The sequence below is a fragment of the Aliivibrio sp. 1S175 genome (assembly GCF_001690985.1).
In the GTDB taxonomy this organism is placed as follows: domain Bacteria; phylum Pseudomonadota; class Gammaproteobacteria; order Enterobacterales; family Vibrionaceae; genus Aliivibrio.
On the sequence record NZ_MAJS01000090.1, the window covers coordinates 143,210 to 167,683 of the forward strand.

The 24,474-nt window shown below is 37.9% G+C and carries 26 protein-coding genes and 1 pseudogene; 12 read left to right on the forward strand and 15 right to left on the reverse strand.

The window, feature by feature from the left end; translation table 11 throughout:
* Window positions 1-391 precede the first annotated feature (391 nt).
* From A6E06_RS19095 to A6E06_RS19105, 3 genes are read left to right on the forward strand one after another with little or no spacing between them, the layout of a single operon-like run.
* Complete coding sequence (locus A6E06_RS19095; protein ID WP_065592730.1) at window positions 392-1,129, forward strand: nucleoside recognition domain-containing protein; 738 nt, start codon at window positions 392-394, stop codon at window positions 1,127-1,129.
* Window positions 1,129-1,596 carry a YjiG family protein gene (locus tag A6E06_RS19100; protein ID WP_065592729.1) on the forward strand — a complete coding sequence of 156 codons (468 nt, stop codon included), beginning with the start codon at window positions 1,129-1,131 and terminating at the stop codon, window positions 1,594-1,596. Before A6E06_RS19095 ends, A6E06_RS19100 begins: the two co-directional genes overlap by 1 nt.
* Before the next feature lie 9 nt (window positions 1,597-1,605).
* Window positions 1,606-2,730, forward strand: a complete 1,125-nt coding sequence (locus tag A6E06_RS19105; RefSeq protein ID WP_065592728.1) for a M20 family metallopeptidase — start codon at window positions 1,606-1,608, stop codon at window positions 2,728-2,730.
* 75 nt (window positions 2,731-2,805) lie between these two features.
* Here the strand turns inward: A6E06_RS19105 and A6E06_RS19110 are convergent, their stop codons facing one another.
* Window positions 2,806-3,591: an AraC family transcriptional regulator gene (locus A6E06_RS19110; RefSeq protein WP_065592727.1), complete on the reverse strand. Its 786-nt coding sequence runs from the start codon at window positions 3,589-3,591 to the stop codon at window positions 2,806-2,808.
* Window positions 3,592-3,639: 48 nt separating this feature from the next.
* Window positions 3,640-4,158, reverse strand: a complete 519-nt coding sequence (locus A6E06_RS19115; protein ID WP_065592726.1) for a YbhB/YbcL family Raf kinase inhibitor-like protein — start codon at window positions 4,156-4,158, stop codon at window positions 3,640-3,642.
* A 326-nt stretch (window positions 4,159-4,484) separates the two neighbouring features.
* On the opposite strand from A6E06_RS19115, the gene A6E06_RS19120 reads away from it, so the two are divergent.
* The 4 genes from A6E06_RS19120 to A6E06_RS19135 all read left to right on the forward strand — a co-directional run bounded on the left by A6E06_RS19120 (window position 4,485) and on the right by A6E06_RS19135 (window position 6,996).
* Complete coding sequence (locus tag A6E06_RS19120; RefSeq protein ID WP_065592725.1) at window positions 4,485-4,700, forward strand: hypothetical protein; 216 nt, start codon at window positions 4,485-4,487, stop codon at window positions 4,698-4,700.
* A gap of 185 nt (window positions 4,701-4,885) precedes the next feature.
* Window positions 4,886-5,272, forward strand: a complete 387-nt coding sequence (locus A6E06_RS19125) for a nitrous oxide-stimulated promoter family protein (protein WP_065592724.1) — start codon at window positions 4,886-4,888, stop codon at window positions 5,270-5,272.
* Window positions 5,272-6,153 (forward strand): LysR family transcriptional regulator, encoded by an 882-nt coding sequence (locus A6E06_RS19130; protein ID WP_065592723.1) that lies wholly within the window; start codon window positions 5,272-5,274, stop codon window positions 6,151-6,153. Before A6E06_RS19125 ends, A6E06_RS19130 begins: the two co-directional genes overlap by 1 nt.
* A 12-nt stretch (window positions 6,154-6,165) precedes the next feature.
* Window positions 6,166-6,996, forward strand: a complete 831-nt coding sequence (locus A6E06_RS19135) for an SGNH/GDSL hydrolase family protein (RefSeq protein ID WP_065592722.1) — start codon at window positions 6,166-6,168, stop codon at window positions 6,994-6,996.
* Between the two features lie 98 nt (window positions 6,997-7,094).
* On the opposite strand, the gene A6E06_RS19140 is transcribed toward A6E06_RS19135, so the two are convergent.
* Together A6E06_RS19140 and A6E06_RS19145 are read right to left on the reverse strand one after the other, a co-directional pair.
* Window positions 7,095-7,754, reverse strand: coding sequence for an HAD family phosphatase (locus A6E06_RS19140; RefSeq protein WP_065592721.1), 660 nt, complete (start codon window positions 7,752-7,754; stop codon window positions 7,095-7,097).
* Between the two features lie 154 nt (window positions 7,755-7,908).
* A complete protein-coding gene (locus A6E06_RS19145) occupies window positions 7,909-8,523 on the reverse strand; it encodes a LysE family translocator (RefSeq protein ID WP_065592720.1) in 615 nt (204 codons plus the stop codon).
* A gap of 76 nt (window positions 8,524-8,599) precedes the next feature.
* Between A6E06_RS19145 and A6E06_RS19150 the strand changes: the two genes are divergently transcribed.
* Window positions 8,600-9,124: a porin family protein gene (locus A6E06_RS19150; protein ID WP_065592719.1), complete on the forward strand. Its 525-nt coding sequence runs from the start codon at window positions 8,600-8,602 to the stop codon at window positions 9,122-9,124.
* A 77-nt stretch (window positions 9,125-9,201) separates the two neighbouring features.
* On the opposite strand, the gene fruA is transcribed toward A6E06_RS19150, so the two are convergent.
* The 3 genes from fruA to fruB are packed head-to-tail and all read right to left on the reverse strand — an operon-like array spanning window position 9,202 to window position 13,092.
* Window positions 9,202-10,941, reverse strand: coding sequence for a PTS fructose transporter subunit IIBC (gene fruA, locus A6E06_RS19155; protein WP_065592718.1), 1,740 nt, complete (start codon window positions 10,939-10,941; stop codon window positions 9,202-9,204).
* A gap of 30 nt (window positions 10,942-10,971) precedes the next feature.
* Window positions 10,972-11,952, reverse strand: coding sequence for a 1-phosphofructokinase (gene pfkB / locus A6E06_RS19160; RefSeq protein WP_065592717.1), 981 nt, complete (start codon window positions 11,950-11,952; stop codon window positions 10,972-10,974).
* 3 nt (window positions 11,953-11,955) lie between these two features.
* Window positions 11,956-13,092, reverse strand: coding sequence for a fused PTS fructose transporter subunit IIA/HPr protein (fruB, locus tag A6E06_RS19165; RefSeq protein WP_065592716.1), 1,137 nt, complete (start codon window positions 13,090-13,092; stop codon window positions 11,956-11,958).
* Window positions 13,093-13,364: 272 nt separating this feature from the next.
* Here fruB and cra point away from each other — a divergent pair, with 272 nt between their 5' ends.
* The 4 genes from cra (at window position 13,365) to A6E06_RS19185 (ending at window position 17,143) form a co-directional block, all read left to right on the forward strand.
* A complete protein-coding gene (cra, locus tag A6E06_RS19170) occupies window positions 13,365-14,342 on the forward strand; it encodes a catabolite repressor/activator (protein WP_065592715.1) in 978 nt (325 codons plus the stop codon).
* 574 nt (window positions 14,343-14,916) lie between these two features.
* A complete protein-coding gene (gene kdgT / locus A6E06_RS19175; RefSeq protein WP_065592714.1) occupies window positions 14,917-15,918 on the forward strand; it encodes a 2-keto-3-deoxygluconate transporter in 1,002 nt (333 codons plus the stop codon).
* A 65-nt stretch (window positions 15,919-15,983) separates the two neighbouring features.
* Window positions 15,984-16,457 carry a hypothetical protein gene (locus A6E06_RS19180; RefSeq protein WP_065592713.1) on the forward strand — a complete coding sequence of 158 codons (474 nt, stop codon included), beginning with the start codon at window positions 15,984-15,986 and terminating at the stop codon, window positions 16,455-16,457.
* A gap of 212 nt (window positions 16,458-16,669) precedes the next feature.
* The gene (locus A6E06_RS19185) at window positions 16,670-17,143 is read left to right on the forward strand and encodes a YhcH/YjgK/YiaL family protein (RefSeq protein WP_065592712.1); all 474 of its coding nucleotides are present in this window, start codon (window positions 16,670-16,672) and stop codon (window positions 17,141-17,143) included.
* Window positions 17,144-17,286: 143 nt separating this feature from the next.
* On the opposite strand, the gene A6E06_RS20180 is transcribed toward A6E06_RS19185, so the two are convergent.
* From A6E06_RS20180 to A6E06_RS19220, 8 genes and pseudogenes are all read right to left on the reverse strand, one after another.
* The gene (locus A6E06_RS20180; protein ID WP_255312111.1) at window positions 17,287-17,460 is read right to left on the reverse strand and encodes a hypothetical protein; all 174 of its coding nucleotides are present in this window, start codon (window positions 17,458-17,460) and stop codon (window positions 17,287-17,289) included.
* 35 nt (window positions 17,461-17,495) lie between these two features.
* Window positions 17,496-17,645, reverse strand: a pseudogene (locus A6E06_RS20240) (hypothetical protein); the annotation flags it as partial.
* Between the two features lie 8 nt (window positions 17,646-17,653).
* Window positions 17,654-18,289, reverse strand: a complete 636-nt coding sequence (locus tag A6E06_RS19195; RefSeq protein ID WP_369688557.1) for a DUF2931 family protein — start codon at window positions 18,287-18,289, stop codon at window positions 17,654-17,656.
* Window positions 18,286-18,891 (reverse strand): DUF2931 family protein, encoded by a 606-nt coding sequence (locus A6E06_RS19200; protein WP_065592710.1) that lies wholly within the window; start codon window positions 18,889-18,891, stop codon window positions 18,286-18,288. The genes A6E06_RS19195 and A6E06_RS19200 overlap by 4 nt, the downstream gene beginning before the upstream one ends.
* Window positions 18,888-20,642, reverse strand: coding sequence for a DUF2235 domain-containing protein (locus A6E06_RS19205; protein WP_255312113.1), 1,755 nt, complete (start codon window positions 20,640-20,642; stop codon window positions 18,888-18,890). The genes A6E06_RS19200 and A6E06_RS19205 overlap by 4 nt, the downstream gene beginning before the upstream one ends.
* Window positions 20,643-20,686: 44 nt before the next feature.
* On the reverse strand, window positions 20,687-21,484 hold the full coding sequence (locus A6E06_RS19210) for a DUF4123 domain-containing protein (protein WP_065592708.1): 798 nt from the start codon (window positions 21,482-21,484) through the stop codon (window positions 20,687-20,689).
* 5 nt (window positions 21,485-21,489) lie between these two features.
* Complete coding sequence (locus A6E06_RS19215; protein WP_065592707.1) at window positions 21,490-23,526, reverse strand: type VI secretion system tip protein VgrG; 2,037 nt, start codon at window positions 23,524-23,526, stop codon at window positions 21,490-21,492.
* Window positions 23,527-23,684: 158 nt separating this feature from the next.
* Window positions 23,685-24,203: an Hcp family type VI secretion system effector gene (locus A6E06_RS19220; protein WP_045104268.1), complete on the reverse strand. Its 519-nt coding sequence runs from the start codon at window positions 24,201-24,203 to the stop codon at window positions 23,685-23,687.
* Between the last annotated feature and the right edge of the window lie 271 nt (window positions 24,204-24,474).

Below are 24,474 nucleotides of genomic sequence, written 5' to 3' on the forward strand. Positions count from 1 at the left end.
GGTCTAACAATCTCACAAAAAAACGATACACTCTAAATAAATTCAAACCTCTCCCTATGTTTTCTTCAAAAAAGTGATAACACATCAAAATAACAACAACTTATAGATAATTAACTCTATGCTATCGCAAGTATCACTTACAATAAAGATGCACCACTCTATAAAACAATACAACTACCTACCATTTCCAACCAAGCATACAAAATTCTAATAAATCAACATAAAAACCTACATTTTCAGATAGATCACAAAATAAAAAACTACTTATGTAATCTTATACTTTTAGAAATACTTATTGATAATAATCAAATCATGAAAAACGCATTCCCTCACAATACCCCTAAATGGTTAATCCATCACAATTCCTAATCTTAAATTAAACGAGGTAATTATGACTCAATCGGCTGATAAAGCTCGTAAAGTCGGTATTGGCAGCTATGTGGCATTAGCCTTCGCTGTTGTGTTCTTTTCTGGCGTAATGCAATCTAATGAATGGTACGGTGTTCTTGACTTCACCACACTAAATGGGTCTTTTGGCCAAGTCGCTTATTCTGTTTCTGAAACAGCAGACGGCGTCCAAGCAGCAACAACATCATTACGCGGCAAAGGCGGTAGTGGTGCTCGTGACGGTTTCATTTTCGCATTGACTCTTATTCCTACTGTTATGTTTGCTCTTGGTATGATCAACGTTCTTGAGCATTACGGTGCACTTGATGCTGCTCGTAAGCTTCTGACTCCTCTTCTTCGTCCTTTAATGGGCATTCCTGGTAACTCTGGTCTCGCTTTAATCGCTTCCCTACAAAGTACGGATGCGGGTGCGGCTATGACTCGTCAGTTAAAAGATGAGAAGCACCTAACCAAGCGTGAAACCGATGTTTTCACTATGTTCCAATTTACAGCTGGTGCTGCAATTGTTAACTTCTTCTCTTCTGGTGCGGTATTATTTACATTAACTAACCCAGATGGTTCTTTAGCCGTTCCTTCTTCTATCGGTCTTGCTGTTGTTGTGATGTTTGCCTTCAAATTTGTAGGCGCAAACTTATTCCGTATTTACCTAAATATTACTGAGGGTAAAGAAGGCCAAGACAACGATAAACAAGACAAGAAAATGACTGAGGAGACAGTATAATGAGCGACGTTAAAGCAAAAAAACCAATGGTGACAGACATCTTCGTTGAAGGCGCTAAAAAAGGCTGGGTTATTGCAACGACTTCTACTGTTCCTAACGTATTAATGGCATTCGTTATTATCAAAGCACTGCAAATTACAGGTGCATTGGATTTAATGGGCACTCTATTCTCTCCTATCATGGCTATCTTTGGCTTACCGGGTGAAGCTGCTGCAGTATTAATTGGCGCATGGATGTCAATGGGTGGTGCGGTAGGTGTTGTTATCACACTGTTTGACCAAGGCATTCTGAATGGTACTCACATTGCGATTCTTGCTCCTGCTATTTATCTAATGGGTTCTCAAGTGCAATACATGGGTCGTATCATGGGTCCTATCGGTACTGAAGGCCGTTATATCCCTGTAATGATCGCTATTTCTGTACTGAATGCATTCGGTGCGATGTTTGTTATGAACATGATTCTATAAGGATTCAAGATGAACTTTTCTTTAAACGATTACTTAGAAGAACTACGCCCTCTTATCAATGTGGATTGCGGAACGTACACCGTTGAAGGCATCGAAGTAATAGCTAACCACATGGCAGCTAAATACGAAGCAATGAACGGCTGGTCTGTAAAACGCGTTGATTGTGGTAAAGCAGGTGTTGGTCTTGAAGTTCGCAACAAGCCAGACGCTGAGCATATTGATGTAATGATGATTGGCCACATGGATACGGTTTTCCCTGTAGGTACTGCGGCTGAACGCCCAATGTCTATGGATGCTGAAAAAGCGTATGGCCCAGGGGTTTCTGATATGAAATCTGGCCTATTAAACGTAGTTTATGCACTGCGTAATCTAGACCAGGCTGTATTAGATAAACTGTCTATCTGCGTATGTATGAATCCTGACGAAGAAACTGGCTCTTTAGATTCTGTCGATTGGATCCAAGCAACGGCGAAAAATGCGAAAAACGTATTAGTTGCAGAAGCAGCACGTGCTGATGGCGGCTTAGTTAAAGCGCGTAAAGGCATGGCTAACTACAAAGTGACTTTCAGCGGTAAAGCAGCTCACGCAGGTAATGAACCAGAAAATGGCCGCAGTGCAATCACTGAAATGGCTAACTGGATCTTAGCGGCGAACGCAATGACTAACTTTGAATCAGGCACTACGTTAAACGTAGGTGTGGTTTCTGGTGGTGCTGGCGCGAACATCGTTCCTGATTCTGCAACAGCAGTGATTGATGTTCGTTTCTGGGATAACGCGGAATACGACCAAGTGGATACGGCATTACATGGCATGACTCAAACGCCGTTTGTTGATGGCGTATCTATCACGGTAGAACGTGAAGCCTACAAACCATCAATGGTTCCGTCAGTTCAAACTGAAGGCCTAATGGCGATGATTGAAGAATCAGCTCAAGAGCTTGAAATCAGTATTAACTGGCAAGAAGTGGGCGGCGGTTCTGATGCGAACAACACGGCAATTTTAGGTGTTCCAACATTAGATGGTTTAGGCCCTATCGGTGCAGGTTTCCACAGTGCTGATGAGTACTTACTGCTTGAATCAATCGAACCTCGCATTAAATTATTGATGAGTGTGCTGACGAAACTGGCTAAGTAGACCTCTACTTATTCATGATTGAAAATAAAAACAGCGAGCCTAAGTGCTCGCTGTTTTTTTATTTATACAACCTAATCAATACACCACCGTCTTCATATACTGCTTCGGAGTGATCCCAAACTGCTGATGGAAACGCTGACTAAAACGACTTTCCGATTGATAACCACACTGTAATGCCAAATCTAACTGGGTTTGCCGTTTATCTTGCATTAAGGACAGTGCATGACCCATTCTAACGTTCGATAATACCGTTCTAAAATTGGTTCCATCACGTTGTAAGCGACGGATTAGTGTCGCTCTGCTCATTGAAAAATCATGACAAACCTCTTCAAGCTGATAAGGTTCAGCTGGATCTCTTGAGAAATAAGCGCTTAATTGATTTTGAAAAGAGGCATGAGATTCAGAAAATAGGACATGTAATACACCTAACTCTACTAATTGTTGGTAGAAAGCCATTACATGCAGTTTTTGTACCTCTTCACTCAGTGAGTGTGTACTCATCTCAAGTAACATCGTAAAGCCATAAGCTAACGCAGACGAGATTTTTAATGCATGAACATGCTCACGATTAACCTCACGATGTTGACTCTCTTCTAGCATCTCTTTTGGTGGCGCTGATAAAAAAGAAAGCTGAACAGAATAGAAATGTTCATAAGAGGCTTTATTAACGAAATTCAGCTCTTGGTTAGCTGAGGTTAATAGCCACGATCGTGCATCAATATCAAATGAATCTGTTCCTTGAAAAACGCTTTTACAGCCCGATTTAACCCAAATAATACTCGGAGCATAAATATGAACGTTACGTAAATGCTGATCATTCAACCCTGAATAGGTTTGTACTTTAAATAACGTATTACCCATATCATACTCCTCGTTTATTTATCATTCTTAGCCTTTGTATAAAATCAACTAACGAACGTAAGTGGCAGTCAACACCGCTTTGTCTAATGCCATACTATTTAATGTATAACCGACTACCGCAGGTGAGATATCTGCCGGTAAATCGATTTTCTCTTGTGGTAATGCCCACACTGTATATTGGTATCTGTGCATCCCATCACCAGCAGGAGGACATGCGCCACCATAACTCATTGTGCCAAAATCATTTTTAGTTTGTAGTATATCTTTCATTGGAGAGCCTTGGGCAACACTGCTTACATTCGCAGGAATGTTAAGTGCTAACCAATGCCACCAACCACTGCCTGTTGGAGCATCTGGATCAAATACGGTAATAGCAAAGCTTTTTGTTCCTTCTGGTGCATCTTTCCAGCTTAGTTGAGGGGATATGTTTGCCCCCGTACAACCCATACCAGAAAAGGTGAATTCACTGTTCATTAGCTGACCTTCGTGAATATCTTTACTTGATACCTCAAAAGCTTGGCTAGAGAAAGACGCTAAAGTAAGTAACACTAATAATGCTTTGTTCATAATAATTTCCTTTACTTTTAGAAAGAGAGTTAAGTAAGTACAAAAACAATATTAGTCTATTTACACAGATAGAATTACCACAAAGTATCATTAATAACTAATAATTAATATTAAATGATACTTATAGTAACCTTTACGTATAAGGTGTTTTATTCGATACAAAATCACAGATCAAAACATTAAATACTAAAATAGTGAACACGTAAAAAGATCGCTGATTGTAGTGACGCCCATCTAACTATTCATGTTTTTAGCTATCAACCGCTTTTAATAAGCGTATTGTGATTATTCAGATATCCGTTTATATATTATTTTTAGAGGTAATTATGAGTTTATTTTATGTTGATAAAAACGAACAAGATAATGGCGATCATGAAGTCCACACCGCAACATGCACCCACAGCCCTGGCATTACAAAGTGTGAACCACTTGGGTATCATACTGCGTGCAGTACTGCACTAAATGCAGCTAAAGAAATATACCCAAAATCAAACGGCTGTTATTACTGTTCATATTCAAGCTACACTTCTGAAGATAAATAATCACAAATAAAAAAGCCATTCAGAAATAAACTAAATGGCTTTTAGCGCATATACTTAGGAGCAATATGCTTTATGGGATAAAGATATACTAAGCTAGAATCGATCTCTGAAAAAGTGAACACTTCACCCAATATCATTTCCCCTTTATACTGGTTCAATAATGACTGATTAAGAACGAGTGATGCATGAAAACCAGCAATATTCTGCTTGGAAAGCTTAATACGGAATTTAAAACCGTTTCTGCAATGATTGAAATTTATTGCAAAAAAAACCACCACTCTCACTCCTTGTGTCCAGAATGCCAAACCTTAATGGATTATGCTGAAGTACGTTTAGATCGCTGTCCATACGGTGAAAACAAACCCACTTGTAATACCTGCCCTATCCATTGCTATAAGCCTGAGCCTAAAGAGCAGATGCGATTAGTAATGCGTTTTTCTGGTCCTCGAATGTTACTTTATCATCCAATATTAGCCATTAGACATTTACTCTCAGAAAAAAGAGTCGTTAATCCTAAGCCTTCACCTAATTGCTCTAATCGTCATATCCGCCTACAGAAAAGAGAAAAATAATGAATTGGACATTAGATCAACTCAATGCCTTTGTTACTTCAGTTAAATGTGGTTCATTCTCTGCCGCTGCACGTAAAATGGGGAAGGCACAGTCTCGAATAAGTACCGCAATTGCAAATTTAGAAGCTGACCTTGGATTTGATCTATTCGATAGAAGTGCACGCTTACCTGTTTTAACACAAGATGGCGAAGATATGTTTATTGAGGCTCAGGCAATTCTTGAACAGTGTGAACGCCTACAAGCTCGTGCAGATACAGCTGCGACCGGTGAAGAAATAGCATTAACGGTTGCTTTGGATGAAGCCGTTCCTATTGATGTATTTGAGGATTTCTTCCAAAAAATATCGGTTACTTTTCCTTTATTAAAATTGACAATTATTAATGGGTCTCAAGCAGATATTGCAAAATGGGTAGAAGAAAAAAAAGCTGACCTTGGCTTTTTATTTCGCGTGAATACTTTATCTGATTCGTTAGAATACCGCGCTCTTGGCTTTTTCAATCAAGCATTGGTCGTCTCCCCAGAACATCCTCTTGCTGAACACAAGACCCCGACTCTCATCCAGTTAAACCAACACCGACAATTAGTTATTCGAGATAGAGTTGGTCACTCACATGAAAAAGCCATCTCTGCCAATCATTGGTACATCGACAGTTATTATTACATAACCGCATTAGTGATCCGTAATGTTGGTTGGGCTCTCGTTCCTGAACACGTATTAGAATCTGAATGGTATCAAAACAAAACCATTCGATTGTCGACTTACCATATTCCAGATGCCTTGCAGATTGAAATTGGAGTGGTAAAACGTCGTGATAGTGGCATAGGTAATGCCATGGAATGGATGTTAGACGAGATTGAACATACTTTTGAAAAGTTATAGAGACAACTACCAATGAAAACAAAACTAACCGCTTATTTACTGAAAAATGATAGCATTGATTTATATGATCTTTTTCACCAATTTCAATCTATCTCAGTGTATACATTAATCAATGAGCTACATGCTTTAAAAGAAGAACTACAACTCACCACCAAACTAAGCTCTCTTACCTCTCAGATTGATGGACTATTGCCAAAACTGGGTGCCATTGAAGATCCAACCCAGCAAGTTAAGTTTCTTTGCAAAGAAATAGATATCGCTCAACGAGGACATAGCATGAGCCGTTATATTCATTTAGTCGACTCACATCAGACATTTACGCCTGAAGTAGATATGGTTCTATTTGGTGACTCAATTACTGAATGGGGACCATGGCAAGATGTTTTTACTCACATTCCGCACGTAAACCGAGGAATTGCTGGTGACACCACGTTTGGAATGTTACGTCGAATAGAAACGACACTAGCCGTTAAACCTAAACTCATTTCAATCATGGCAGGGATCAACGATTTATCTCAAGGTTTTACTGTTGATTCTGTTTTTGATAATTACATCGCAATGCTAACTTATTGGCAAAAGAATGATTGTCCTATATTGGTTCAAAGCACTTTATATTGTGGTAATAAACTCGCTCATTTAAACCCAAAAGTGACAGCGTTAAACTCTCGTTTAGAATCTTATTGTCAGCAACACAATATTCATTATTTGAACGTTAATCAGATCCTGAGTCCTAATAGCTTCTTATCGAATGAATTTACCTGTGATGATCTACATTTAAACGCTAATGCCTATTCTGCTTGGATTAAAGTACTTCAACCTAAATTAGAAACTCTATTATCTTAATCCTGATCATATCTACTGATACACGTTAAACAAAAAAGGCGGACACTACACAGTGATCCGCCTTTCTTTTACTTCTACATTATTTAGTTCAAAACAAGCTAGGCTTTGCGGTTTTTTAAATCAACCAACACATCAATCATAGACGGTAGGATTTGATGACCAAGTTTGATGACCTCTGCACTTGGCTCTACTAAATCTGGGATTTGATAGGTGATCATATTTGCTGCAACGGCGGCGTGAGTTCCGTTATTAGAGTCTTCAAATGCAAGGCATACTTCAGGAGCAATACCTAAACGCTCTGCCGCTAAGAAATAGATTTCAGGATGAGGTTTGCCATGCTCAACTTCACACCCCGTCGCTAATACATCAAAATAACCATCAAGACCGGCTAATTCCAATTTTTTAATTGCAATATCATGCTGTGTAGATGTCGCAACCGCCATTGGGATTTCATTTGCTTTTAGCCACTCTAGTAGCTCAATAATCCCTTCTTTTACTGGGATAGCTTGATGCTTAACTACAGCAGTGTAACGTACTCGCCACTCTTGATTTAATGCTGGGTAGTCAACACTTGGTCCATAACCTTCGCGAAACAGTTGTTCAATACGCTTTGCATTACAGCCAATAATAGAAAGATACAGTTCTTCAATAAATGGAACATTTTGAGCTTCACATGCCTCTTTAAAGATCCCCATACACACACGTTCAGTGTCTAATAGCAGTCCATCCATATCGAAAATTGCAGCTTGAAATGTCATGAGAAACCTTATGTATTAATAACAAAATAATAGAATGCGTTACGCATACCTTGTATGCACTGAGGCGTTATATTAAGTGAAAATACACATCAAAAAAAGTGAACACTTAATATCAATCTATTTCCTCTTTCGTATCAATGACTAAACAAGGAATTTAAGTATAAAAAACAACCCGCACTGCCAATAAAATAAGCACAACACCAGAAAGGCGATCTATCCATTTAGCTTGGGCTCTTAACTTATCAACAATTTTAGGTGCCGACAGCAAACAGCTAATAATGGTGTACCACAGACCATCAACAATAATAGGCGTAATCACTATAATTGCTTTATCTAATGGGTCATTACCTACAGCCACAAATTGACTGAACAATGCGATAAAAAATAAAGCGATCTTAGGATTCAAAAGAGAGATAAGTAAACCTTCTTTTGCCGATTCAATAAGACTTACTTGCTCACCAGATTCTAACTTTGCGGCAATACCTCCTGTTGATCGTAATGCTCCGTAGCCTAAATAAGCCAAGTAAGCGGCCCCAAAATAACTGATCGTTTTAAACAATATTGGGGATTGTTGCAGTACCACCGCCAAGCCAATAACCGTCACAAAAGCATAAATACCAATACCGACCGAATGTGCCCATGCAGCTGCAATACCATTAATTCGTCGGCCAGATAACGTGTGCTTTGCAACAGTCGCCAGACTCGGCCCTGGTGACATTGCTCCAAGCATTGATACTAATAATAATGAAAACCAAATAGTTAATGTCATTTCAATCCTTAATTTACTTTACAACCTTGTCTCATTCACAATAAAATCGCGCATTAGGTAAAAAAACGAGCTTATAATGAAAAGGTTACTCCCATTTTTGTTGCTAGGTGCAACAACCTCTGCACAAGCTACAGACACTTTACACCAAATCTACATTCAGCCAAGCTTTGCTAACCTGAAAATTGATGACTCACATGGTAGTGGTTTAATGACTCAAGTTGGTTATAACTATCATTTCGCACCAATGCTTGCGATGGATCTAAGTTACTACATGACAGCATCAATGAATGATATTGTAACCAATAATGATAAAGCATCAGCGACAGGTGCCACTATTGCTGCAAAAATGTATTTTCCTATGTCTTATTACGGCTCTTTCTATGGAAAGTTTGGCTTAAACCACACCAATGTTGAATATCAATATAAGGTAAATAATCAAACCTTAAAACAAGAGGCGGAGTCAACTAAACCTTATGTTGCTGTAGGTACAACAATGATGCTGCTTCCTTCTGTAAGCTTCAATCTTGAATATCAATATATGTCACTCGCTTCTGACGATTACATCTCTTCAATTGGTGCTGGCGTAAACTTCATGTTTTAAGGACAATCACCAAACATAAAAAATGGGCGCTTCCAATACACTTGGAAGCGCCCATTTTGTTTTAAATTATCTGTTTATTACGCAGCGACCACTTCTTTCGCATCCGCTTTATTTTTCAAGAAAGCATAAGTGAAACCCGTTACCGCAGTACCTGCTGCAATTGCTACCAAGTACATGAATACTGGTGTAATCGCGTTTGGAATAAGAAGTACGAACAGACCACCGTGTGGAGCAAGTAGTTGTGCACCAAATAGCATAGATAGACCACCGGTTAATGCACCACCTGCCATACAGCTTGGAATAACACGCATTGGATCTTTCGCTGCAAATGGAATCGCACCTTCAGAGATAAAGCATAAGCCAAGCACAAATGAGGCTTTACCTGCTTCACGCTCACCGGCTTCAAACTTGTTCTTAGCAAGGAATGTCGCTAAACCCATACCTAGCGCAGGAACCATACCAGCCGCCATAATAGCCGCCATTGGACCGTACGTTTGTGAAGCCAGAAGACCAACACCAAATGTATATGCTGCTTTGTTTACTGGACCACCTAAGTCGAAACACATCATACAACCAAGAATAACACCCAGTAATACCGCATTAGTTGAACCCATGTTGTTTAGGAACTCTGTCAGTGCAGACATGATACCTGCTACAGGGCCACCAACAATGTAAACCATTACTAGACCGGTGAATAAACTCGCCACGAATGGAATGATTAAAATTGGCTTAAGTGCTTCCATTGATTGAGGAAGGGACACTTTGTCTGCAATGAATTTTGCCGCATAACCCGCAATGAAACCAGCCGCGATACCACCAAGGAAACCAGCGCCAGTTGAGCTAGCCAACATACCCCCGATTAAACCTGGCGCTAAACCAGGACGGTCAGCAATTGAGAACGCAATGAAACCGGCAAGAACAGGGATCATTAACGCAAATGCCGCGCCACCACCAATATCCATTAATGTAGCAGCGATTGTGCCCGGCTCTTTAAATGCTTCGATACCAAATACAAAAGACAGTGCAATCAACAAACCACCAGCGATAACAACAGGAAGCATGTGTGATACCCCTGTCATAAGGTGTTTGTACATGCCTTTATTCTCTTCGGTTTGAGAAGATTGCGCTTTACTTGATGATTGGAAAACAGTCGCATCAGAGAAAGCTTTACCCATTTCTTGTTCTGTTTTCTTTAGTGCTAAACCTGTGCTTGTTTTATACAAGCGCTTACCATTGAAGCGATCAAGGGCGACTTCGATATCCGCAGCGATGATGACTAAATCAGCCTCTGCAATTTCTTGGTCAGTTAACTGATTTTTTGCACCCACAGAGCCACGAGTTTCTACTTTAATAATGTGGCCTTGACGTTTACCTTCTTCTTCTAGCGCTTCTGCCGCCATGAAAGTATGCGCAACACCCGTTGGACATGCAGTAATCGCAACGATTTTCTTAGGACCTGTCGCATCAGCGGTAACCGTTGACGTTGTCACAACATCAGATTCGGTTAATTCCACGGCCTTATTCACTGCATCTTCTAGCCATGCTTTAGGGTCTGTTGTACATTCTGAAATTGAGCCTTGATATACTTTTTTACCTACAAATCGAGTGTTATCTACCGTTGTATTTGCTGCAATAATAATGGCATCTGCAGAATCAATGACTTCTTGTGTTAATACATCAACAGGTAACACGCTTGATTGACATTCAATCGATGCTTTCCAGTTCAGTTTTGTTGCTGCTTGTTCTAATAAACCCGCAGCAATAATGCTGTTTGCTACACCACTTGGGCATGCTGTTACGATAGCTATGTTTTTCATAATTTGTCCTTAATCTATGACTAAACGTGATTACACGTTTGAAGAAATAGGGTTGTGTAGGGTTACTTGTTGTTGTAATTCTTTTACGTCTTCGATATTTGGTACACCAACGCCAACCTGCGATACAGCTAAAGCAGATAAAGCGGTAGCAAAAGATAATATTTGTGAACGATCCCAATCTTGCTGCATGTGACCCCAACAAAGGCCAGCAACTAACGTATCACCAGCACCTACCGTGCTTACCACATTCATTTTAGGTGGTTGGGAATACATCCACTCTGGTTGCTCTTGGTCATTTTTCCCAAGCCACATTACGCCTTTAGAGCCTAACGACACGACGATATTTTCTATGCCTTTTTGTGCAAGATCTTGAGCGGCTTGTTGGCATGCCTCTGGTGTATCTAATTCACGACCAACAAACTCAGATAACTCTTCATCGTTTGGTTTAATTAACCAAGGGTGAGCGTCTAAACCTGCAGCCAATGCAGCACGACTGCTATCAAATAAGACTTTTTTACCCATTTGATGCAGCTTTTCAATCCACTCAGCACACTGTTCAGGAGAAATGCCTCTTGCTAAGCTGCCAGCTAATACGAAGAATTCATGTGTTTTTGCTAATTCAAACAAACGAACTTCAAACTCGGCAATTGCTTGTTCAGAGACTTCAACACCCGGAAAGTTGATATCACTCACTCGACCATCTTGCTCTACTAATTTCACATTAATGCGAGTTGCACCATCGACACGAATGAACTCATCATTGGCTTTCATCTCTTCAAACAGTTGACAGAATAGCTCTTCATTATCACGGCCTAAAAAGCCAGTAACCGTCACTTCAGCACCTAAGTCAGACAGCACTTTAGCAACGTTTACGCCTTTACCCGCCGCATGAAGTGAGCCTTTACTAACTAAACTCACAGAGCCAACCGATAACGCATCTAAACTGCCCGTTAAATCTAACGCAGGGTTTAGCGTGATAGTAACTACTTTGCTTTTTGAATTAAGACTCATCAATTAACCCTCGCCTAAACCAGAAGAAATAGCAGCACCAATACCCGCTAATGCTTCTTTTGCATCAGCACCGTCTGCTGTAAATTGCAGCTCGTGACCGTGTTTAACACCAAGCGCAATCACTTTCATTAAGCTTCTTGCATTCACCGCTTTGCCATCACCATTTAAATTCAACACGGTGATTTTTGATTCGTATTTCTTCGCTTCTGCAACTAACATTGCACCTGGACGAGCGTGTAAACCATGTGCATTTTTAATTTTAAAGACCGCGGTATTATCTGCATCAACGTCAGAAACCACATCTTCTGAAGACGGTGCAAACATCGAAAGTAATTGCTCTGAAGTCGCAGACAAAATCGAATCTTGTTGCTGCTCAGAAACTGCGTTAATAATCGTCGTTAAGAATGCTTTATGAGATGAATTACATGATGCAATCGCAATTAACCCTTTAACTGGTAGATCATTAAATTCACAACTATTAGCGGTAGTAACAATCGACATACCTGAGCGTTTAACGCCTTTGTCAGTACTTACCAACCATAAACCATTACCTAAATGCGTTGGTTCTTTAGTTACTAATTCCGCAACAAATTTACTTTCTGCATTACCGCTATTTTTTAATAAACCGCCCGCAACCGCACTCATTTGAATCATATCGCTTGCAGGGAAAAGCAATTGAATTAATGAGGCGTCAAAATCAGCGTCAAACTGTACGTCACCATTTAATAAAGCAATAATATCGGCTTCTGTTTTCGCTTGTTTTAGCTTCTCTTCTACGCCATCAGCAGACAATACTTTAGTCAGTTGCTTTAAAATACCTAGGTGCTCATCTGATTTAGCCGCAATACCAATGGCAACATAAACCACATTACCATCACCCCAGTTAACGCCTTGTGGGAAATGATGCACAGCAACGCCGGTGTTATTGACTAAGTCACGGGTATCGGTTGTACCATGAGGGATAGCAATACCATTACCTAAAAACGTTGAGTTTTGTTGCTCACGATTTAGCATTCCGTCTACGTACTTCTCTGCAACTAAGCCTTTTTCTGTTAGTTGCTTTGCAATCGCTTTGATTGCTGTTGTCTTATCCGTTGCTTCTTGTTGCAACGTAATGTCATTCTTTGTCAGTGTCAGCATGGGTCTTAGCCTCTCGCTTAGTTTATCAATCAATATAAGGTCATATTTACACCCTGCTAAATCGATTCAGCAAAGCATTAAAAAAAAGTTCAGCAAATACATTTACTCAAAAAATTTATTACTAAGAGTAAAAATAGCGCAAACTTCACGCTTTTCAAATTTGCTGAATCCTTTCAGCTTTTATACTGAAACGATTCAGCATATAATTCAACTCATAAAATGATTGGATCTAAATTTATATGATCCGACCCACAAATTTAAGGATCTGCACCATGACATTAGATCAAATAGCCAAACTTGCTGGCGTTTCAAAAACAACCGCAAGCTATGTCATTAATGGTAAAGCACAGAAATACCGCATCAGCGAAAAGACACAGTTAAAAGTAATGGCGGTGGTTGATGAACATAATTATCGTCCAGATCATGCTGCTTCTGCATTGCGTGCAGGCAGCAGCCGTTCATTTGGATTAATCATTCCTGATCTTGAAAACACCAGTTACGCTAAGCTAGCTAAATTATTAGAGTACAATTCTCGTAAAGCTGGCTATCAAATTTTAATTGGCTGCTCTGATGATGATCCTGAAACAGAAAAGAATGTCGCACACGCGTTAATCAGTCGCCGTATTGATGCCCTATTCGTTGCAAGTTGTCTACCTGATGGCAGTGAGTATTATTTAACGATTCAAGAAAAAGGCACACCCATTATCGCGATTGACCGCTCATTAGATGATGAGCACTTTGGTTGTGTGATCAGTGAAGATTTTGATGCGGCTTACGAACTGACCAAATCAGTGGTTAATGAGAACGTAAAATCAATTGGCTTAATTGGTGCTTTACCTGAACTGAATATATCTCGTCAGCGTCAGCTGGGATTTGAAGCTAAAGCCAAAGAAAAAGGCTTAATGAGTATCACTGGCTATGGCGAGCACTTTAATAGTGAATCAGGCAAAGCAACCTTTGAACAATGGATAAAAGAAGACACGATTCCAGACGCGATTATCACTACTTCTTATATCCTACTTGAAGGTATTTTGGATGTACTGATTGAGAAGCCAGAGTTGATGGGAACAGTGAAACTTGGCACCTTTGGTGATAACCGTTTGCTTGATTTTTTACCTATTAAAGTAAATTCTCTACCACAGCAATTCGAACTGATTGCAGACAGTGCCTTAGCGTTAGGGTTGAATGCTTCAGCAAAACGTTATCAAGCAGGGATTGAGTTAATTCCGAGGAAGATTGTTATTCGTTGATAATGACACTGGCTGTTATGGCCAGTTTAGTTCTTTTTAATGCGATAAAAAGACTACTCTATCTTTTAAAAAACCTACTCACTTCACCTGATTTGGACAATAACTCCAATATATCTTAATAACCCCACCAATTAAAAATATAATAACACAAATCAACCAATAAAATACCAAGAAAACCTACCAGCCATACTATCCCATAGATATACTATCGAGTAAAAATCACAATATAATTACTACAAGCGACTGAATTAAAGAATATTTAATCAAAGATGCCATTAACCCTACTTTTACAAGGGATTTATAGATCGCAATCACAATATTAAAATATAATACTACAAATAAAATAAATACTTGATAAATTAGGATGGTAGATTTGGCTTATATCAATAAGTAGTGCCCTGTCAGGTGTATCTGATAGAAACAAAATTTAATTGTTATTTATATCAAATCTTAAATGCACGGAAGATAAAAAGTAAATTAGTTGTTAACGCAATGTATTCAATGGATGAAATAATTAAGGTATTTGAAATTATTTCAATTCTTAATGGTTTAAAATAACGAGAGTTAAATTGAAATGAAAATAAAACAAACTATAGATAAAATTCCCGGAGGTATGATGCTAGTTCCTTTATTACTAGGAGCTACATTAAATACCTTTTTTCCAGGAACTGGACAATATTTTGGTTCATTTACTAATGGTATAATTACGGGGACAATACCAATCTTGGCGGTCTGGTTTTTCTGTATTGGCGCCTCTATTGATATTCGCTCTAGCGGTATTATTATGCGTAAATCAGGTACGTTAGTTATTACTAAAATTCTTGTTGCATGGGGAGTCGCAATTATAGCCTCTCGATTACTTCCGGAATATGGTGTTGAGGCTGGTTTTTTTGCAGGATTATCGACATTGGCTCTTGTTTCAGCCATGGACATGACGAATGGTGGTTTATATGCCAGCTTAATGAATCAATATGGAACAAAAGAAGAAGCAGGTGCATTTGTTTTAATGTCTGTTGAATCTGGTCCCTTAATGACTATGATTATTTTAGGCTCTGCTGGTCTAGCTGCATTTGAAATGCATCATTTTATAGGTGCTATTTTACCATTTATCATTGGCTTTATTTTAGGTAACTTAGATAAAGAGCTAAAAGCATTTTTTAGTCAAGGCACTGCTGTATTAATTCCATTTTTTGGTTTTGCATTAGGTAATACAATTAATTTTTCTGTGATTATGGATACTGGTATTTTAGGCCTGCTTTTAGGACTTGCTGTGATTATAATTACGGGCATCCCATTAATTATTGTTGATAGATTGATTGGTGGTGGTAATGGTACTGCGGGTATTGCGGCATCGTCTACAGCCGGCGCCGCTGTTGCTAACCCATTTATCATTGCTGAGATGAATCCTCACTTTGCACCAATGGCTCAATCAGCAACAGCATTAGTTGCTGCATCTGTAATCGTAACAGTAATTTTAGTACCAATAGTAACAGCTCTTTATAGTAAACGATTCGCTAAGCAAGGACAGGTAGATATACAGAATCAATCACCTAAAGCGTTGAATACTCAACCTTAATCACCATATTTATGTCTAAATAAATTTTTAATTAAATACTACATACAATATAAAATAGGTAAGTAATGAAAACACATATTGATATTATCAAAGATGCTATTAACTTGGTGAGCCCATCAATTCAAAATCTTTTTGGACGAACTAATCGAAATCAACTTCATATTGTAGTGATGGATCCTCGAGTAAAACCGTGGGAATCAAATTTTGAAGACGCTATCCTATATGAACATACAATAGGTCAGCCAGAAGAGTGGATAATTCCCTTTGATCAATTTTCTCGAAATAAAGCGAAACAAGCGTGGCGGAATCAACGTGCAAACATTCAAAATCAAACAGCACAAACAGCATCATTAAAAGAGGATGATCTTCTTTTTTATGGATCGTTTGTACATGGAGATATTGTTGTAGCTTGTAGTGGTGTTGAGCAATGGTTTGATATGCTTGTTAGTGGTTGGGTCGCAGTTACATTTGAGCAACTTTGCTTAGCTGAATATCAACGATGTAAAGCTGAAACACCGACACAAGCGCACCGTAACTAAACTCATATAGCTATAATTTTCCTTGTTAAGCATTTTATTAACTATTGATAAGAAAATATAACATACATAATTAAGATAAAAGACCATCATCAAAGAGTGATTAATCATTAGGATGATGGCCTTTATACTTTTAATTCAGAACTATGTTATCGCAATGTCTCATTAATAATCAATGCAACATAAAATAAAACCTCAATCAAAAGGATTAGACCATGAATATTGGTAATTTAGAACAACTTGATATGGCACTATTACCTCAGCCATTATTAAATTTGTTACGTAAAACAGAATATTCCTTCGAGAGATTGCTTGAAAAAGAAGACGGTAAGTATGACATTATTGATGACTCTGTTTTTTATCTTATACTTACCACTGTGACAAGTCCTGAAGGCAATTGTAAAAGTGAATTCCATAATAAGTATATTGATATTCAAGTACTTCTTTCTGGAGAGGAAATCATCGCAGTGAGTAATTCGATAACTAATCCTGAAGAGTATGATGAGATAAAACCAGACCTTATCTTCCTTGAAGATGATTCACTGACAACACGTATTGTATTAAAGCCCGGTGACTTTGCAGTTTTTTACCCTGGAGAAGTACATAGACCAACATGTCAACTTAATGGTCCAAGTAACATAAAAAAAGCAGTGTTTAAAATTAGTAAAACGTGGTTATCAAATAATTAAGGCCATCATTTTAATATACTTGTTAGATAATATTTATTAAATAGTAGTGGTTATATAAAAATAACCACTGCTTTATATTTTTGGCTTGAAAGTTGAATTTAAGTTCATTATTAAACCTCATTTCATGATATTCACACATTTTATTACGAATATTTTTTGATAGTTTTTTTGTCTATTTTCTTATTCGCTAATGAATTCCAACGAATATAAACTAGTCCAGGCAATTCAGTACTTTGAATTGAATAACCTGAATTGTATCTTTCTCTTCCCTCCCAAGAGTTTGGATGTTTAGAAAACTTAGTAGATTTTGTAACCATCCCTCTCCACCCACCTTGTTTTTTTTACTAGTTATTAATAAAATATCAATGTATGCGGAGTAATATTTAGGAGCTAGCGTAGATACTGTCCATTCAACTAATTGCTGAGATTTAACTTGATGTTTAGCGGAACAAGCACTAATCAATAGACAAAAAATAATAAGAAGAGACTTATGAATACTCATCACAAGACTCACCAAATACCAACGGGAACACCGTGCTCATCAACATAAGCTTGGGCTTCTTCGCTTAACTCTGGATACACAAAATCATCAACTACTTTATATTCTACGGCTTGTACTTTAAATTGAAGTTCGTTATCAAAACATCCACCATTAAGAAATACGGAAATCATTCCATCAGGAGCCAGACCCAATAAAATATTATTCTTATATGGAAGTAATAAATCATAATAACCGCAGCGTATATCGTGATATTCACGCATTTTATTTCGTAAATCATCAGAAACCACAACTGTCTTATGATAACTTTTTTTATTTGCTAATGAGTGCCAACGAATATAAAGCGATCTGGGTAATTCTTTACTTTCAATAAAGTAACCAGAGTGAAAACGACCCAACTCATTCCAACTTAAAGGTTGCTCTGACTCCATAGTAGCTTTTCCAATCATTCCCCTCCACCCCCTTTGTTTTGTCTCCCCTTCTATCAATAAAATATCACCTCTTACTGTATAATATTTTGGTGATATAGTTGAAACCGTCCATTCACTTAACTGCTGAGATTTAACTTGATGTTTAACGGAACAAGCACTGATCAATAAACAAAAAATAATAAGAAGGGACTTATGAATACTTATCACAAGCCTCACCAAATACCAACGGGAACACCGTGCTCATCAACATAAGCTTGGGCTTCTTCGCTTAACTCTGGATACACAAAATCATCAACTACTTTATCTTCTACTGCTTGTACTTTAAATTGAAGCTCGTTATCAAAGCATCCACCATTAAGAAATACAGAAATCATTCCATCAGGGGCTAAGCCTAATAAAATATTATTTTTGTATGGGAGTAATAAATTATAATATCCGCAGCGTATATTGTGGTATTCACGCATTTTATTACGGATATCTTCTGATACTTTAATGCCTTGGTGATATGTTTTTTTATTTGCTAAAGAATGCCAACGGACATATAAAGAGCCAGGCAACTCAATACTTTTAATTGAGTAACCGGAATTATAACGTTCCCCTCCCGCCCAACCTAAAGGATCCGATGAAGATACCGTTGTCTTTCCTACCATTCCTTTCCAACCTATTTTTTTCTTTTCTCCAAAAATAAGAACGGTATCCACTCTTACAATATAATACTTTGGAGCTATTGTAGAAACTCTCCATTCATTTAACTGCTGAGATTTAATTGAGCAAGAGGAAACTAATAAACAAAGAGTAATTAAAAGGTACTTATTCAAAATGGATATCCTTTCTGTTTTTTATGAGTCCAAATTTGTCGTTCACGTTCACCGTATTGATTAACCCTAGGCTTCATTGTATACATCCCGGTATCTAGCGCCCAATGATCTGAACAATGAATATATTTTTTTAAAACGTAAGATGATAAAGATTCGGGAATTTCTTTTATAATTGATAATCCTGAAATATTTTTTGAATGATTATAACAATCTTCATAATATGAGTAGAGTTCTGTTAATTTATCATCAAAATTTAGAGTATTATTAGAGAGTGGCACCTTATTTTGGATCGCTATTTTATGCATTAAATTAAATGAAAGTAGCTGAAGATCAGGTGAAATGTCTCGCGTCATTGATAGTGTTGATCTAAATCGACAATGCTTATTCGTGAGCCTTGTTTTCAGTACATTATTTTGTGAAAAACAACTTGTAGAAACAACATAAGGCAAAAACTCTTGTTTCATCTCTTCTATTTTATCTGCTGCTTTGTTATTAAATTTCTGTTCGGCATGCCAATCACCTTCACTAATGGTACGCAGATATGGTTTCATAATCATCACACTATCAATCGGATCTTTATATCCACCACCGATATCTGAATGAACACCAAGTAAGGCGATTTCTTGATGTTCAGGAGCAACTGAATTTAATGCAAAATTATCTCTACACTCATGATGCGCTGTAAAGTGCACTACTTTACTGGCAATATCTTTAGGTAGATATAGGTTAATACCATGATTGTGTTCGTCTGTTGTATCGAGTAAATCTTTTATACAACCAATAGCAGCCACTGTGTCGTATAAGCCAATAAAGTTAATACTTGTTTTAGAAAAACTATTTAATTGTAATTTCTCATATACCAACCCATCTTTTTTCTTATAAATTTCATTAGCAAAATGTCGAGCTGTCGCAGCACCTCGACTAAAACCAAAGATATCAAAACTTAATTTTATAAGGTGAATATTCATGCCTAATTTATTCAATTCCAAAAGAATAACATCAATAGCTTTCATGGAAATAGCAATAACACCACGATCACCAATACCTAGTCCCATGTCTGGAAAACGTTCATCTTCTTCTAATGCTTTAGTCCCAACCCCTTCCATATAAATTCGATAGCTTTTTTTATCTTCTGCTTTATATTCATCATAAAGACGTCCTATATTTGTTACCGAATTATTATAACTACCACGGTGCTTATCCGAAAAAGTAACTAACTCTTTGCATACATCTATATTTTCATCCGGCACAAAGCCGTCTTCTTCACACGCAGCACCAAAATCAGCGTTAAACGAATTGTTACCCGTTCCATCAAAAAAGACACCAAAACGAATTTCTTGCTTAGTAAAATCTAAAATTTCAATAACGTAGCTTTCATTATGAACAAAACTTAGATTTCCTAGCTTTCCTTTATGGTGTTCTTCAGGAAAGTGATAATCAGGCGCTTTACTCCATAAATCACCTATTGTGACTTGCTGGTATACCTTATTTACATCACCTTCTAAGCCACCTTTTTCTTCTTTAGAAAAATCAACAACTGGGGAGCTTTCTGATTCAACTCGCTTATCCCGGTCTTCAACAAGATCAATTAACTCTTGAGGCTCCATGCTAACTTTTATTGGGCCACTCGCTATATTCTCAATAAGGTTCGAGCCTGCTTTTAAACTTATGGTTTGAATGGTTCCAACAGCGTCTTCAATGGTGACTTCAATGCCCTCATAAGGTTGATTATTTTCATCTCTGAAATCCAATTCAACCCAATTGGTTACTTTTTCACAGGGAATACAACGATCACTCATACTTCACTTCCTTGTTGAAAAGCGTTATTCATTGTCAGCTTCCCTGCTTTTTTAACCGTATTTATTTGCTTATCATCCAGATACCAAGCATCAAAAACAGTTTGCTCTTCCCATTGTGTATTTTTAGAAAGCATAACCATAGAATAAGCTTCTAATTCTTCGTTACTAAGTTGGTAAGATCTACCTTGCTTAAGAAAGCCAATTAGCTTCAACTGAATATCAAAATTTAAGTTATAAACTGTTTTCATTAGCTCCGGGAAACGCTGCCACCCTAAGCGCTCAACAATCCATGCGTGTCTTTTAAGTGAGTAAAGAGAATGATGTTTTTCTATTCTCCACCATGGTTCAAGCTGATGAGTAAGCCTTGGAGCGCTATTCTTAAAACTAAAAGGGATGTCATTAGATATAATCTTAATCCGATTTGCCGTCCCAAGAAACGTTGATAATTCTATTTGGCTAAAAGCTGACAACATCGGTTCTAAGATTATTCGATCATAATATCGAAACAAAACAAGCTCACCGTCAAGCCCTGCAAACGTTAAGCTTTTCCAGTGTTCTATTTGGGTTTCAATACTGTCGGAGTAATAAATAACAAACCCAGATGGTTGCCCTTGAAAGTAAAATAAAAAATCATCAGTAGGGTTAGGCAGCAACCATGGACCAATCTCTTTCTGTGCATCAAATTCAGAATCTAAATACAGAGGGAAAGCATCATTTCCACCAAAATGATAAAAGCGTTCAATAACATTCTTATCTTCAAGCGGATTAACAATAAGATAACTTTGCTCACGCATTACTTTTATTCCTCTCCACAAGATTTAACAGCGATTGCATTGAGCTTTTGAGCATTCTGCATTGAACTTTTTGATGCTTTCATTGGCAGGGCGCCAGCTTTCTCTAACTCTTTCCCCATAGGCAATAGGGCTACTTTGCCTGCATAACCGCTGCCACTTCCTGCGCTACCACCGGAGTTTAGGTTAATAGCAGACCCAATAAGATGAACGCCTGCGGGGTCAATTTTTACGACACTGCCACCGGCTTTAATGGTAATTTCAGTTCCTGCTTCCAATACAATTTTTTGGCCTGATTTTAAATGCAATTCAGAACCAATCTCTTCTAATCGTTTTTTACCGACTTTGCTATGAACAGAGCCATGAACTTGATGATGAGAATCTCCTTTAATGGTTTCAAACTGGCTACCATCAACGGTTGTATTTCTATTGTTTTTTATCTCATTGAATTGATTGTTATGTACAACTTTATGCTCATCATTAAACACTTCTACCGTTTGGTTGTTCTGAATTTGGCAGTCCATGTCTTTTGCTGCATGTATATAAACTTGCTCGGCGTCTTTTTTATCTTCAAAACGCAGTTCATTAAAATTTTCACCACCAAGAGAGCTTGAGGTTTTAAAGGTACTGCGCGTCTTGTGCTCAGGCAAAGTATAAGGGGGTTTATTATTACCATTGTAGAGGGAGCCTGTAATGATTGGTTTATCTGGGTCACCATGAATAAAACTAACAATTACCTCGTGTCCTATTCTTGGTAAGATAAATTGACCATATTGATTTCCAGCCCACCCTTGAGAGGTTCGTAACCAACAACTTGTCTTCTCATTTCCTTGACCGTTTCTATCCCAATGAAATTGTACTTTGACTCGTCCAAACTCATCACAATAGATCTCTTCATTCTCAGGACCTGTAACAATCGCAGTATCTACATTATGAATTAGTGGTTTAGGCTCTGATTTTCGCTTAAACGGAAGATGCCAAGGCGAGCAACGGAAGCTGGCGTGATACTGAGAACAACCATCAGCAAACGCTTCAAGAACTTGAGGTTGTTGCCCACTATGGAAAACTTGCGTCAGTAGCCATGTATTATTCCATTCTGGATTGGGATGCTCTTGAACAGGTTGAAAATGACCTACCGTTAACTGAGCACAATCACTCTCACCGACCAATTCTATATTGCTATTTCTATGCTGTTGAAGTAATCGTTCCGCCTGCTTAATTGCTGTTTCGGATGTCTTTTTATTTGCAGGATACTCGAACTGTTCTAATCCCAATTCTGACGCTTGATTTTCTTTTTCCTCCTGTTGAGCAATTCCAATAGGGTAACGTTGTGGAGTTTCAAAATAGAAATCTTTTACTGATACTTTACCGACACTAACCTTCTGATTTTTAATTAATGAGGTAATGGTATTACCATCTTTTACCATTCCATTATCAGCGACAACACAAAGCGGATGAAGCTCAGTATAAGTCTCGGGGCCATCAGATATAATGAGTTTAGACCCTACATCAGAATGCTCAAAATAAGAAACTAAGCCTTCTTCTGACATCAATCGTTGAATAAATCCAAAATCTGATTCACCATACTGAACGCAATATTCTCGCGGTTGATGAGCGTTAAATAATTCGATTTCAAAATGATTTGTTAAAATTCCAGCTTGCTGATAAATCTCACTAATTATATCTGGGACTGTTTTATTCTGAAATATCTGAAAATTCGTTCGATAATTAAGAAGGGAAAAAATAGGAACAAAACTTAGTTTATAAGTACTATAGCGAAATGAAGATCCTAATTGTTCTATAGACTCAATAATGCCATGTATATATCGAGGTACTGAGTGGGGGTCATTTTTATGATGAAGCGTCAAACAAACCGGTAACTGAAGCCACTCGCCTAATGCTAATTCAGGATCGTCACAAATAAAGGTAACATCAAATTCATAGTCATCACCTAATGTCTCCTGTCCAGAAAACGCATAGACTTGTAAAGGCATATCTATCGTGGCGACATTAATTTCAAACTGAGCTTGGTTTGCATCCTGCATAATGATCCTTCCTGAAACACAAATGTATATTCAACTCATATACCAACAGCACTATCACTAAATTATATGAAGTCAGTACAACTAAAACGCAAAAAGGGAGAGCCATCATAAACAGCTAGGGTTGTTTATGATAATGACTCTCCCGAAAATGCGAGTGGTTACGCTTTCATTGCTGTACGCCAGTCATCATTACCTGATGTGCCTGCGACTTCATGTGTCCAATCAATAGCGCGGTATGTCATGAACACATCTTCTAAGTGTGTAAAATGTGCTTGCGCTGGATCTTGACAGTTTGGCATTGATGCCGTGATATCAACGATAATCGCATCATGCAGAACCGTCGTAAAATAATGCTCTTGCGTACCTGTTGCAGAAGTACGGTACCATTTGATTTCAACTTTTGGTAATTTTTCACCAGACGTTAATGCGTTATACATTAGCGGTGATGCTTTATCGAATACCTTAGTAATACGTACTGGCTTATGCACACGTTGACCTGTAGGTTGGCCAGATTGTGGGTCACGAGGTAATAAAACTTGGTGCTCAAAACCTTGAACAAGCACTTCATCTTCATGACCTTCTTGGTAAATGTTACCTACTGAATCTTCAGTAAATGTACCTGCAGTGATCAGTCCTTGTTTTTCGCCTTCGATGCGCATATAAGCTGGGGTTGGCATACTATCTTCCTTTTAAATAAAATTAATAAATGTTCACCTTTCCTATAGCTAAAGGCGTGCCAATTTTTAATTAAAGTAAAATCAACAAGTTAATAGAATTATAAATATAATTGTAGAAAATATCGTTTGAAAACCAATCAAAGAATCTCAAAATACAATCAAACTAAATAACATGCCAATTTAAACTAAACGATATACGCAAAGGAAAATCTTCGACCCACATAGCAAAAGAATCCATTTACTATCTAGTTAACATTTTGAAACATTATCT